Below are 12199 nucleotides of genomic sequence, written 5' to 3'. Positions count from 1 at the left end.
GAGCAGTGCGGTAGTCGACCCCGAGATAATACGCCCTCTCAATGGGTCGGGCTATCGAGCGCACCGGTTCGGCCATCGCCGGCCTCACTTACCAACTGCAGCAGATTCGACACCACGCTCGACGTTTCATCGCGGCGCGTGGCCAAGCCCAGCACGGCTTTGGGCCAGGACGAGTCCAGAGGGCGAAAGGTCACACCCGCCGGCTGCATGCAGCGCATGGAGGCTGGAATGACGGCGATGCCCATGCCGGCGGCGACCAGGTTGACGGCGGAAGACAGCTGGGGTGCGCGCTGCCCGATGTCAGGGTTGAAGCCGTTTTGACGGCAGGCGGAAATGATGTCGGCGCTCAGGCCATAGCCTGATTTGCGGGCATAGATGATGAAGCGTTCGGCATGCAGATCCCGCAGTTGCAGCCGGGTCTGCGCAGCGAGAGGATGATTGTTTGGCAGCACGACCACGAGCGATTCTTCGGCAAGCTTCACAAAATGAATGCCGCTGGCCACGGAAAAGGGCGGCCGTACAAACACAGCGTCAATCGTCTTGTCACCGAGCGAGGCGATCAGTGACTCGCTGTCGCTTTCCTCCAGGCTGACTTCGACCTCGGGATGCCGATGCTGGTACAGACTGATAGTGTGCGTCACCAGATCGTTAAAGGACGCGGATTCGGTAAAGCCGATGCGCAGCACGCCAGCCTCGCCGCGTGCGGCACGCTGCGCCGTGTGCAGGGCATCATCGACGCGCGACAAGATATCGAGGGCGCGTTCCAGGAATACTTTGCCCACGCTGTTGAGCACCACGCCGCGGCCGACGCGATCGAACAGCGGGGTGCCTATTTCCTTTTCCAGCTCGCGTATCTGCTGGCTCAGGGGCGGTTGCGCAATACCCAGTTGCTGCGCGGCGCGGGTGAAATGTTCCGCCTGCGCGGTGGCTACGAAGTAACGCAGATGGCGTAGTTCCATATTGGTATTTAAAAGGTATTGATTATTGATTTTCAATATATTAGACGTAATGATTTGGCCGCGCCATAATTTGCGCCGTAATTGACATGGCCATCTATCTGTATGGGACACATGCGGCTCCATTCAGAATCAAATGACGAGGAATAGCAAATGAAAGCGACGCAGCAATTGCGGCAGGCATTGACGACGGGCAAGACCTTGGTAGCGCCAGGGGCGTTCGACGGGCTGTCGGCGCGTTTGGTCGCGATGGCGGGTTTCGATGCGGTCTACGCCAGCGGCGGGGCGATCGCGCGCGCGGCGGGGGTGCCCGATCTGGGCCTGCTGAGTTTTACCGAGGTCATGGACCGGGTCGAGAAAATCGTCGAGGCCAGCGGACTGCCGGTCATTGCCGATGCCGATACCGGTTTTGGCGGATCGGCCAACGTCGAGCGTACCGTGCGCGTCATGGAACGTGCGGGCGTGGCGGCTTTCCATCTGGAAGACCAGTCATTTCCCAAACGTTGCGGCCATCTGGACGACAAGAGTCTGGTCGATACGGACGAAATGGTGCGCAAGATCAAGATCGCCCGGCAGACCCTCACTGATCCCGATTGCCTGGTGATCGCGCGCACTGACGCCATTGCCGTCGAAGGCTTTGAATCCGCGCTCGTGCGCGCCGAGCAGTACGCCGCCGCTGGTGCGGATATGTTGTTTGTCGAGGCCCCAGAGACCATCGAGCAGATTCGCGAGATCGCGCGACGGATTCCCGGCCCGAAGCTGATCAACATGTTTTACGGTGGCAAGACGCCACTGGTGCCTATCGATGAATTGTCGGCCTTGGGCTATCAGATCGCCATCATCCCGTCCGATTTGCAGCGTGCTGCTATCCACGCCATGCAGATTACCTTGCAGGAGATCAGGCGCACTGGCGACAGCAGCGCGTTGGCTGAGCAACTGACCAGCTTCAAGGAGCGCGAGCAGATCGTGCAAACCAGCCGGTATCTGGATCTGGATAAGCTGTAAAGCGCGGGCCGGAGGATCTACGGCTACGTGTTATTTGTTCAGACGATAATGCGACGCCGTGTGCATGAAAGCCTCCAGCGTGGCTTTTTGCCAGGCGGCGTCGTGGCCCAGTTCTTCAGCGAGAATGCGCGCGACTTCGGGCGCGGCGAGGATGGCGGCTTCGCTATCGAGGAACAAGGCACGGTTGCGCCGGGCCAGGACGTCTTCGACGGTGCGCGCCAGCTCGTGCTCCGCGGCAAAGCGCACATGGGCCTCCGTCAGGCCGCTGGCCCTGACGAGCACATGCTCGATGCCGGGCAGGGCGCGCAACGTCGGCAGATCCGTGCCGTAATAGCTGTCGGGTGTGCCATGAGCCGGTTGATGCGCGAACGGCGACATTGGCGTGTTGCGTGTCGCATTGGCGTAGGAGTCCGTGTTCGAGCCCGTACGCAATGTCGCGCCCGTGCTGGCCCCGCCAGGCGGTGTTCCCGCTGGACTTGCGCCATGCAACGGCAGATCCGCGGTCCGGCAATGCGCCTGAGGCAACAACTGATGCTGAATCGCGGTGTCGATGACATCCTGAGCCATCCGGCGGTACGTCGTCCATTTCCCGCCCGTCACGGTGACCAGGCCGTTGCGCGACACCAGGATTGTGTGTTCGCGCGACAGCGTTTTTGTCGCGGCCTCGCCGGTGGCCTTGACCAGGGGACGCAGGCCTGCCCAGACGCTCGTCACATCTGCGCGCGTGGGTTTGCGGCTGAGATAACGGGCCGCCGTTTGCAGAATGAAATCGATGTCGGCGTTTGAGGCGACCGGGTCCAACGGCAGATCGTCGCGTGGGGCATCGGTGGTGCCGACGATGGTATGGCCATTCCATGGAACGACAAAAAGCACGCGGCCATCGTCGGTCTTGGGAATGAGGATGGCTTTGTCTCCCGGCAGAAAGTCGCGCGGCAACGTCAGATGCACGCCTTGGCTGGGCGCCACCATGGTCTGAGCCTGCGGGTCATCCATGCGGCGCACGCTGTCGACCCATACGCCGGTAGCGTTCACCACACAGCGCGCACGCACGGGGTATTCCGTACCGCTGAAAACATCCTGCACGATCACGCCTTCGATGGCGCCTTTACTCTCACGGGCAGCGCTGCCACCTAGCAGGCCCGCGGCACGTACGTAATTGATGGCGGTACCGCCCAGGTCGAACAAGGTGCGCATTAGCGCTATCGCCAATCGTGCGTCATCGAATTGGCCGTCGTAATACAGCACGCCGCCTCGCAGACTGCGGCCGCTGACGTTCGGGGCAATGGTGCTGGCCGCGGCCAAGGTCTCTTTTTTCGACAGCCAACGGCTGGGCGCCAAGTTGAGTTTGCCGGCCAGCATGTCGTACATCTTGAGCCCGACGCCGTAGAACGGCTGATCAAACAGACCGTAGGCAGGCACGACGAACCCCAGGGGCCATACCAAGTGCGGTGCGTTGCGGTTGAGCAGCCCGCGTTCATGCAGGGCCTCGCGTACCAGGCTGATATTGCCTTGTGCCAGGTAACGTACACCGCCGTGTACGAGTTTGGTGGCTTTGCTGGAGGTTCCTTTGGCGAAATCCTGGCCTTCGACCAGCAAGGTGCGGTAGCCGCGTGCGGCGGCATCGACCGCGGTCCCCAGCCCGGTCGCACCCCCGCCGATCACGACCACATCCCAGGTCGCGTTGTCATTCAGTGCGCCCAACAGGGCATCGCGGCCGGGAATGGCTTTGGGAACGGGGGCGGTGTTCATGGTGGTTTTATTGGTGTGGGCAGAGAGGGGAAATAGTGCGTACAGCGTTACGGGCGCGCGCCGCCTGAGTCACGGACCTGAGTGTCCCGGCCCGAGGCGGCTGCCTCAGCGGCGCCCGCAATAGAGGAACCTGCATCCAGAGCATTTGCGTCCGCTTCGGCGATCACGCAGCGCACGCCGGATTCCTGCAGCACCTGGGCCAGGGGCGGTTGGGGATAAGCGTCCGTAAAGAATCTGTCGATCTGCGAAATATGCGCCAGCTCGACCATGGCTTGCCGCTGGAATTTGCTGCTGTCGGCCGCCAGCCAGACCTCGCGCGACTGGTCGATGATGCTGCGCGCGACGCGCACCTCGCGGAAATCGTAGTCACGCAGGGTGCCGTCGGCCTCGATGCCGGAAATGCCGATCAGGCCAATATCGACCTTGAACTGGCGGATAAAGTCGATGGTGGCCTCGCCGACAATGCCGCGGTCGCGCGAGCGCACGACGCCGCCTGCGATGATGACTTCACAGTCCGGATTGTCGGACAGGATATCGGCCACATGCAGATTGTTGGTGATGACCCGCAGACCTCGATGATGCAATAGCGCGCGAGCGATGGCCTCGGTCGTCGTGCCTATGTTCAAAATCAGCGAACAGCCGTCCGGGACGGCTTTCGCAACGGCCTGGGCGATGCGCTGCTTGGCCTCGGCGTGCAGGCCCTGGCGCTTGCGGTAGGCGATATTTTCGATGGTGGACGACTCGATGCGTACGCCACCATGAAAACGTGACAGGAGGCCGGCCTCAGCCAGCAGATTGACATCGCGCCGCACGGTCTGCAGCGTGACATCAAAATGCCGGGCCAGGGACTCGATGCTGGCCGATCCGTGGGAACGGACCATTTCTACCAGCGCGCTTTGGCGAGGATTTAGGATCATGTTTGTATATTAAAACAACAAAAGCGAAAAATAATGACGCACTGCAAGATTGTTTTTCTTTCGTTTGTTAGGTAAAACGCAAAAAACCAAAAATACAACGAAAACGCAGCGAATCCGTGATCCGGAGGAGAGCAATGCAGTTGACGCTGGACCAGATCGCCCTGCAGGCAGGGGCGCAGACTCATCTGTATCCGATGAGCTTGGCGCCCATACCGGGGGTGATGACCGTGCTGCTAGGGGTGACCCAGGCCGGCAAGACCTCGTTGATGCGCATTATGGCGGGCCTGGATCGACCCACCGCGGGGAAGGTGTTGGTCGACGGCACCGACGTGACAGGGGTGCCTGTGCGGCGCCGCAACGTGGCGATGGTGTACCAGCAATTCATCAACTATCCCTCGATGTCCGTCTACGACAACATCGCGTCGCCGCTGAAGCTGCGCGGCGCTGCGGACATCCCGGCGCGGGTCCGAGCGATGGCCGAGCGGCTGCACATCGAACATCTGCTCAAACGTTATCCGGCGGAGCTGTCGGGCGGCCAACAACAGCGTGTGGCCTTGGCCCGCGCCTTGGCCAAGCAGGCGCCGTTGATTTTGCTGGACGAGCCGCTGGTCAATCTGGATTACAAGCTGCGCGAAGAGTTGCGCGATGAGTTGGGCAGCCTGTTTGCCGGCGGCGAGTCGACTGTGGTGTACGCCACCACCGAGCCGACCGAGGCTTTGCTGTTGGGCGGCTACACAGCGGTGCTGGATGCGGGCGAACTGCTGCAATATGGTCCGGCGGCAGAGGTGTTCCATCAGCCGGCCTCCTTGCGGGTGGCGCAGGTGTTCAGCGATCCTCCAATGAATTTATTTGCTGCGCAGCGCCAAGACAATGGCATCGTCTTGCAGGGAGGCGTGACCGCCGCGCGACGATTGCCCGAAGGGGCAGGCGACGCCGCCATTACGGCGGGACTGCGTGCCGGAGCCTTTAGCGTCGAGCCGGACCAGAATCGTGTCGCCCTGAAAGGCGCAGTGAAGCTTGCGGAAATTTCCGGATCGGATACCTACGTGCATGCCGAGACGGCGGCGGGGCCTGTGGTGGCGCAACTGGCCGGCGTGCACCGCTATCAGCTGGAGGACCCTTTGACCCTGTATTTCGATCCGGCAAGCTTGTACACCTTTGATGCGGGCGGCCGGCTGCTTGCGGCCGGTAATCCGGCGGGGGCCGCCTGATGGCTGCGATCGAACTGGATTTAGCTCATGCGTATGTCAGTCATCCCCAATCGGATGACGATTACGCGTTGTTGCCCTTGCGTTTTACGTTTCGCGATGGGGGCGCCTATGCTTTGCTCGGGCCGTCGGGGTGCGGCAAGACGACGCTGCTCAATTGCATTTCCGGTCTGTTGAAACCGTCGCAGGGACGTATTGTGTTTGATGGCCGGGATGTCACGGACTTGACGCCGCAGCAGCGGAATATCGCTCAGGTGTTTCAGTTTCCGGTGGTGTACGACACGATGACGGTGGCCGATAACCTGGCTTTTCCGCTGCGCAATCGCGGTATGCCCGAGGCCCATATCCGGGAACGCGTAGGCCGTATTGCCGAGATGCTGGATATGTCCGCGCAATTGAATCGCCGCGCGAATGGATTGAGCGCAGATGCGAAGCAAAAAATCTCACTGGGCCGAGGACTTGTGCGCAGCGACGTATCTGCGGTGCTGTTCGACGAGCCCCTGACCGTGATCGACCCGCATCTGAAATGGCAACTGCGGCGCAAGCTCAAAGAAATCCATCAAGAACTGAATCTGACGCTGATTTACGTCACGCACGATCAGACGGAGGCACTGACGTTCGCTGAAGAGGTCGTTGTCATGTCGCGCGGCAAGGCGGTGCAGATTGGCACACCTGAGGATCTGTTCGAACGTCCCGCGCACACATTTGTGGGAAATTTCATTGGCTCGCCGGGGATGAATTTCTTGCCGGCGCAATGGCAGGGCGGTGTCTTGACGGTCGGGGCGCAGCGCTTGTGGGATGGGGCGCTCACGGATGTCGTGCTGCCCGCGGGCTGGTCATCAGACAGGGCGGCAGCGCTGGCAGAAGCCGGCGAGGTTCGACTGGGCGTACGGCCAGAATATTTGCATCCTTGCGCGACCGATACATCTGGGGCCGCGTCTGTACGGGTATCGCGAGTACAGGACCTGGGGACCTATCTGCTCTTGAGTTGCGAGTTCGAAGGAACGCTGTTGCGCGCCCGTGCGCGTGCCGGCAGTGCAATCGCCGTAGGCGATACGGTGTGGCTGCCTTTGTTGAATGCGCATACGTGCTTCTACCGGAACGAGGAACTGCTGACATGAAACCGATCAATCAGCGTGCCTGGCTATTGGTGTTGCCGGTGGTGATATGTGTGGCGTTCTCGGCGATTTTGCCGCTGATGACGATCGTCAATTATTCGGTGCAAGATATCCTGTCGCCCGAGCGGCGTGTATTTGTCGGCACGGAATGGTATGCGGCGGTGCTGCAGGACGAGGAGCTGCACAGTGCCTTGCTGCGGCAGATAGGTTTTTCCCTGGCGGTGCTGGCGATTGAAATCCCCTTGGGTATTCTGTTGGCCCTGTGCATGCCCGCCTCGGGGTGGCGCGCATCTGCGGTGCTGGTGATCATTGCGCTGTCGTTGTTGATCCCGTGGAACGTGGTCGGCACGATCTGGCAGGTATTCGGGCGCACCGATATCGGGCTGATGGGCGCTGCGCTGACATGGTTGGGCGTGCAGTATCAATACACGGGCGACCCGCTGGATGCATGGCTGACGGTGTTGGTCATGGATGTGTGGCATTGGACGCCGTTGGTGGCGCTGTTGTGTTATGCCGGGCTGCGCGCGATTCCCGAGGCTTACTACCAGGCTGCGCGTATCGACGGCGCCACGCGGTGGGCGGTGTTTCGCTATATCCAGTTGCCCAAGCTGCGCGGCGTGTTGATGATCGCGGTGCTGCTGCGTTTCATGGACAGCTTCATGATTTATACCGAGCCCTTTGTCCTGACCGGTGGCGGGCCGGGCAATGCCACGACGTTCTTATCGCAATATTTGACACAGAAAGCGGTAGGCCAATTTGATCTGGGGCCGGCGGCGGCATTTTCCATTGTGTATTTCCTGATCATTTTGCTGCTGTGCTTTGTTCTGTATAACTGGATGCAGCGCGCCGGCACGGCCACGCAGGAGGAGTCTCATGGATAACCGGGGCCGAGCCTGGCGCACAGGCTTTCTGCTGTTGTATCTGGTGTTTGCCATCCTGCCGCTGTATTGGATGTTGAACATGTCGTTCAAGACCAATACCGAGATCGTCGGGTCGTTGACCCTGTGGCCGCGCGATTTCACCTTTGAACACTATCTCACCATTTTCACGGACTCGGCCTGGTATTCGGGCTATATCAATTCCCTGATTTATGTGGTGATCAATACCTTGATTTCGCTGGCAGTGGCGTTGCCCGCCGCCTACGCGTTTTCTCGGTATCGCTTCATCGGCGACAAGCATGTATTTTTCTGGCTGCTGACCAATCGCATGACGCCGCCGGCGGTGTTTCTGTTGCCGTTTTTCCAGCTGTATAGCTCGCTGGGTTTGATGGATACCCATCTGGCAGTGGCGCTGGCGCATCTGGTGTTCAACGTCCCGCTCGCCGTGTGGATCCTGGAGGGCTTTATGTCCGGCGTGCCGCGCGAGATCGATGAGACGGCCTATGTCGATGGCTATTCGTTTCCGCGGTTTTTCCTGACGATTTTCTTGCCGCTCATCAAATCGGGTGTGGGGGTGGCTGCGTTCTTCTGCTTTATGTTCAGTTGGGTAGAGCTGCTGCTGGCGCGCACGTTGACGTCGGTCAATGCCAAACCCATTGTGGCGACGATGACGCGGACGGTGTCGGCCTCGGGCATGGACTGGGGAGTGTTGGCGGCCGCAGGCGTTTTGACCATCGTGCCCGGCGGCATCGTGATCTGGTTCGTGCGGCATTACATCGCAAAAGGCTTTGCGATGGGCCGGGTCTAAAGGAGCGCGCACCATGTTTCAGTGGATGGTATGGACGACGCCGGTTGCGGTGTTCTTCATTTGCATCGTGCTCATGCTGGCCGGCATGACGGTGTGGGAATTGAAATCGCCGACGCGATTGCGTAAAGGCTTTTTGCCTATGGCGACGACGCGCGGCGATCGGCTTTTTATCGGTCTGATGGTGATGGCCTGGATCAATCTGGCCTATGTGGGATTCGGCGAAAAATTGATGGACTGGCTGGCATTGGACGATCCGCCGACCTTGTGGATCAGCTTTGCCGTGTCGCTGCTGGTGCTGGCCTGGATCATGCGCAAGGGTTGAATAACAAATAGCAGGGAAACGACCGTCGGCCGAATTCTTCCCAGGCCCAGGTCCGCAGCATAACGGGAAGGTATTTCGAGGAGATGGGGCATGAAATTGCGTATGCGGACGATGGCGCTGGCCATCGCGTTAATCGGCAGCTCGGCGGCCTGGGCCGGCGCGCCCGAGGCAGAGAAATGGGTGAACTCAGAGTTCCAGCCATCGACCTTGTCCAAGGACAAGCAGATGGCCGAAATGCAGTGGTTCATCGACGCGGCAGCCAAGCTCAAGGCCAAAGGCGTCAACGAAATCAATGTGGTGTCCGAGACGATCACGACCCACGAATATGAGTCGAAAACGCTGGCGCGCGCCTTTACCGAAATCACCGGTATCAAGGTCAATCACGATCTGATCCAGGAAGGCGACGTGGTCGAGAAACTGCAGACCTCGATGCAGTCGGGCAAGTCGATTTACGACGGCTGGATTTCCGATTCGGATTTGATCGGCACGCATTATCGCTATGGCGCGATTCTGCCGCTGTCCGACTATATGAGCGGGGACGGCAAGGAATGGACCAATCCCGATCTGGATATCAAGGACTTTATCGGCACGAGCTTTACGACTGCGCCTGATGGCAAACTCTATCAATTGCCTGATCAGCAGTTTGCCAACGTGTATTGGTTCCGTGCGGACTGGTTCGCGCGGCCGGACCTGCGCGAGAAATTCAAAGCCAAGTATGGCTATGAATTAGGCGTGCCGACAAACTGGTCCGCCTACGAGGACATCGCCGATTTCTTTACGAATGATGTGAAAGAGCTCGACGGCAAGAAAGTCTATGGTCACATGGACTATGGCAAAAAGGATCCGTCGCTGGGCTGGCGCTTTACCGATGCGTGGCTGTCGATGGCGGGCGCTGCCGACAAGGGCTTGCCAAACGGCATGCCGGTCGATGAATGGGGTATTCGTGTCGCCGACGATAAATGCACGCCGGTGGGTGCGTCGGTGGAGCGGGGCGGGGCGACCAATAGCCCGGCTGCGGTCTATGCGCTGACCAAATACATCGATTGGATGAAAAAATACGCGCCGCCGCAGGCGATGGGCATGACGTTCTCTGAGTCGGGGCCCGTCCCGGCGCAGGGGCATATTGCACAGCAGATCTTCTGGTACACGGCCTTTACCGCGGATATGACCAAAAAGGGTCTGCCTGTGGTGAACGAGGATGGCACGCCGAAATGGCGGATGGCGCCATCGCCTTATGGCCCGTATTGGAAAGAGGGCATGCAGAACGGCTATCAGGACGTGGGCTCGTGGACGTTCTTCAAGTCCACCGATCCGAATCGCCTGGCTGCCGCATGGCTCTATGCGCAGTTCGTGAACGCCAAAACCGTATCGTTGAAAAAGTCCATCACTGGGCTGACCTTTACGCGTGACAGCGATATACACAGCGATTACTTCACGAAAAATGCGGCCAATTATGGCGGCCTGATCGAGTTCTATCGCAGCCCGGCGCGGGTGGCGTGGACGCCTACTGGCAACAACGTGCCCGACTATCCCAAACTGGCTCAACTCTGGTGGAAGAACGTCGCCACCGCCGTTACCGGCGAGCAGACGCCGCAAAAAGCCATGGACAACCTGGCAGATGAGATGGACAAAGTGATGGCGCGCCTGGAACGTGCGGGGATGGCACAGTGCGCGCCAAAACTGAACAAGAAGAGCGATCCTTCCAAGTGGCTGTCGGACGAGCATGCGCCGTGGAAAAAACTGGCCAACGAAAAACCACAAGGCCAGACCATTCCATATGATCAACTGCTGCAAGCCTGGAAAGAAGGCAAGGTACGGTGAGTTGACTGAGGCAGGAAGCCGCCGTGGTACGGGGCTTTTTCCCGCCACGGTTGCAGTCTGTGGCATGCGTGGTGCGGAGTTCTTTTGGCGCAGGAGGTCGGCGTGTAAAAGCGCCGCCGGGCCTATCGCCGCGACTCGGCCCGCTTCGCGGGCTAAATCGCGGCTCAACGGCCCGGCGGCGCTTTTACACGCCGACCTCCTGCTCGTAATGGCTATGGGCAATCCGGCAGTTTGATTTGTGCCGTACCTGGCAGGATCCACTGCACGCATTCCCGTGTCGCATCGATGCAGCCGCCGTCGGCGTATACCCCTTGCGGGTCACGCCGTCGCAGCATGCGATCGAGTACGGCCCGCAGCGCCTCGGGGTCTTGCAGCGTCTGGGCCGCGCGGGCTTCGACGATGGTCTCGTCGATGACCAGCCGGTCTTGCTCATCGGTGCGTGCGCCATCGCGCCAGTGATAGATCTCTACGCATTTGGACGTCAATGTATAGGGCTGATCGCGTTTCCAAAAATTATTGAACCGGCCGTCGCCCAGATAAAACACCCAGGATCCTTCATAGCCTTCGACATTTGAGGAATGGGAATCCGGGTTGCGAAACCACAGGCGGTCTCCGGGTACGTAATACTTGGATGGCAGAGGCTCGTCCATCGATCCATACTCGCGCAGAAAGACTTCGTGAAAAGCGCCCGACATCACGGCGCGCGTTTCCCACTGCTGTTGCAGCTTGGCATAGAGCCCGGGGTGGGCGTCCCGCAATTCCAGCGCGATGCCCAGCAGGGTGACATATTCGGTGGCCCGATAGCACGAGAACGCATAGCGCTTGTCCGAAGCGTCGGGTTGCGTGGCCTTGGTCAAGGCGTCGATCAACGATACGCCGGGTTCGATGGTAAAACCGCGCGCTTCGTCGTAGCGCCAATAGCCGGCGGGGCGCTCGGCCTGCTCGGTGTCGAAGGCCAACGCGGTTTTGCGCGCGGCCTGCACGATGTGCTGACGAATGCGCACGGCGCTACGCAGTTCGGCCGCGCTGGGAAAGGGGAACGCCACCGGCCCCAGCAACATGGCCAGCACGATTTCGCGAGCGAGATCATCGGGACGATTTTCCGTGTCCAGTTGCAGCGTGGTACACAAGGCCGTCGTATCGCGTTGCGGCGCCAGGGCCAATAAGGTCTCGCTCGGCTCGAAATGGATCGCGTTGGCGCCGTCTGGCACCGTGGTCAGATAGGCATTGAGGCCCAGCGTCTGCAACCAATCCAGCGCTGTCTGAGTTTCCATGGGCAACGCGCTGGGTACAGGCGTGACGATGTGGATGCCTTGCCGCAGGGCAGGATCGCGAGGGGATGCGGATGTGGGCATGCGAGGGCTCCGTAGACCGGAGCGGTCCCCAACGTTGGGGAGAAAAAGCGCGCCGTGTCTGG

The 12199-nt window shown here is 60.1% G+C and carries 11 protein-coding genes; 7 read left to right on the top strand and 4 right to left on the bottom strand.

Annotated elements, in window-relative coordinates; genetic code table 11:
* Nucleotides 1-38 precede the first annotated feature (38 nt).
* Nucleotides 39-959, bottom strand: a complete 921-nt coding sequence (locus CAL20_RS13485) for a LysR family transcriptional regulator (protein ID WP_094821649.1) — start codon at nt 957-959, stop codon at nt 39-41.
* Between the two features lie 150 nt (nt 960-1109).
* Here CAL20_RS13485 and CAL20_RS13480 point away from each other — a divergent pair, with 150 nt between their 5' ends.
* Nucleotides 1110-1961, top strand: a complete 852-nt coding sequence (locus tag CAL20_RS13480) for an isocitrate lyase/PEP mutase family protein (protein WP_094838118.1) — start codon at nt 1110-1112, stop codon at nt 1959-1961.
* A 30-nt stretch (nt 1962-1991) separates the two neighbouring features.
* Here CAL20_RS13480 and CAL20_RS13475 read toward each other — a convergent pair whose 3' ends face one another.
* Both CAL20_RS13475 and CAL20_RS13470 read right to left on the bottom strand, forming a co-directional pair.
* On the bottom strand, nt 1992-3710 hold the full coding sequence (locus CAL20_RS13475; protein ID WP_094838117.1) for a glycerol-3-phosphate dehydrogenase/oxidase: 1719 nt from the start codon (nt 3708-3710) through the stop codon (nt 1992-1994).
* Nucleotides 3711-3757: 47 nt separating this feature from the next.
* Nucleotides 3758-4627, bottom strand: coding sequence for a DeoR/GlpR family DNA-binding transcription regulator (locus CAL20_RS13470; RefSeq protein ID WP_256981481.1), 870 nt, complete (start codon nt 4625-4627; stop codon nt 3758-3760).
* Between the two features lie 134 nt (nt 4628-4761).
* Between CAL20_RS13470 and CAL20_RS13465 the strand changes: the two genes are divergently transcribed.
* The 6 genes from CAL20_RS13465 to CAL20_RS13440 all read left to right on the top strand — a co-directional run bounded on the left by CAL20_RS13465 (nt 4762) and on the right by CAL20_RS13440 (nt 10782).
* A complete protein-coding gene (locus CAL20_RS13465; RefSeq protein WP_094838116.1) occupies nt 4762-5838 on the top strand; it encodes an ABC transporter ATP-binding protein in 1077 nt (358 codons plus the stop codon).
* A complete protein-coding gene (locus tag CAL20_RS13460) occupies nt 5838-6956 on the top strand; it encodes an ABC transporter ATP-binding protein (RefSeq protein WP_094838115.1) in 1119 nt (372 codons plus the stop codon). The genes CAL20_RS13465 and CAL20_RS13460 overlap by 1 nt, the downstream gene beginning before the upstream one ends.
* Nucleotides 6953-7834 (top strand): carbohydrate ABC transporter permease, encoded by an 882-nt coding sequence (locus CAL20_RS13455; protein WP_094821644.1) that lies wholly within the window; start codon nt 6953-6955, stop codon nt 7832-7834. Before CAL20_RS13460 ends, CAL20_RS13455 begins: the two co-directional genes overlap by 4 nt.
* A complete protein-coding gene (locus tag CAL20_RS13450) occupies nt 7827-8639 on the top strand; it encodes a carbohydrate ABC transporter permease (RefSeq protein WP_094821643.1) in 813 nt (270 codons plus the stop codon). Before CAL20_RS13455 ends, CAL20_RS13450 begins: the two co-directional genes overlap by 8 nt.
* A 13-nt stretch (nt 8640-8652) precedes the next feature.
* Entirely contained in the window at nt 8653-8961 is a 309-nt protein-coding gene (locus CAL20_RS13445) for a DUF2160 domain-containing protein (protein ID WP_094821642.1), read from the top strand.
* Nucleotides 8962-9051: 90 nt separating this feature from the next.
* Nucleotides 9052-10782 carry an ABC transporter substrate-binding protein gene (locus CAL20_RS13440; RefSeq protein ID WP_094821641.1) on the top strand — a complete coding sequence of 577 codons (1731 nt, stop codon included), beginning with the start codon at nt 9052-9054 and terminating at the stop codon, nt 10780-10782.
* 212 nt (nt 10783-10994) lie between these two features.
* On the opposite strand, the gene CAL20_RS13435 is transcribed toward CAL20_RS13440, so the two are convergent.
* Nucleotides 10995-12137, bottom strand: coding sequence for a hypothetical protein (locus CAL20_RS13435; RefSeq protein ID WP_256981479.1), 1143 nt, complete (start codon nt 12135-12137; stop codon nt 10995-10997).
* Nucleotides 12138-12199: the final 62 nt, after the last annotated feature.

The sequence above is a fragment of the Bordetella genomosp. 4 genome, from assembly GCF_002261185.1.
GTDB lineage: Bacteria > Pseudomonadota > Gammaproteobacteria > Burkholderiales > Burkholderiaceae_B > Bordetella_A.
The sequence above is the reverse complement of the archived record's forward strand: the minus strand, read 5'-3'. Positions and strand labels throughout refer to the sequence as shown.

What these genes read in the sequence shown, in the direction of transcription:
- CAL20_RS13460 (WP_094838115.1), top strand. Translation starts at nt 5,838, where the DNA reads ATGGCTGCGATCGAACTGGATTTAGCTCATGCGTATGTCAGTCATCCC.
- CAL20_RS13435 (WP_256981479.1), bottom strand. Translation starts at nt 12,137, where the DNA reads ATGCCCACATCCGCATCCCCTCGCGATCCTGCCCTGCGGCAAGGCATC.
- CAL20_RS13465 (WP_094838116.1), top strand. Translation starts at nt 4,762, where the DNA reads ATGCAGTTGACGCTGGACCAGATCGCCCTGCAGGCAGGGGCGCAGACT.
- CAL20_RS13440 (WP_094821641.1), top strand. Translation starts at nt 9,052, where the DNA reads ATGAAATTGCGTATGCGGACGATGGCGCTGGCCATCGCGTTAATCGGC.
- CAL20_RS13475 (WP_094838117.1), bottom strand. Translation starts at nt 3,710, where the DNA reads ATGAACACCGCCCCCGTTCCCAAAGCCATTCCCGGCCGCGATGCCCTG.
- CAL20_RS13455 (WP_094821644.1), top strand. Translation starts at nt 6,953, where the DNA reads ATGAAACCGATCAATCAGCGTGCCTGGCTATTGGTGTTGCCGGTGGTG.
- CAL20_RS13450 (WP_094821643.1), top strand. Translation starts at nt 7,827, where the DNA reads ATGGATAACCGGGGCCGAGCCTGGCGCACAGGCTTTCTGCTGTTGTAT.
- CAL20_RS13470 (WP_256981481.1), bottom strand. Translation starts at nt 4,627, where the DNA reads ATGATCCTAAATCCTCGCCAAAGCGCGCTGGTAGAAATGGTCCGTTCC.
- CAL20_RS13445 (WP_094821642.1), top strand. Translation starts at nt 8,653, where the DNA reads ATGTTTCAGTGGATGGTATGGACGACGCCGGTTGCGGTGTTCTTCATT.
- CAL20_RS13485 (WP_094821649.1), bottom strand. Translation starts at nt 959, where the DNA reads ATGGAACTACGCCATCTGCGTTACTTCGTAGCCACCGCGCAGGCGGAA.
- CAL20_RS13480 (WP_094838118.1), top strand. Translation starts at nt 1,110, where the DNA reads ATGAAAGCGACGCAGCAATTGCGGCAGGCATTGACGACGGGCAAGACC.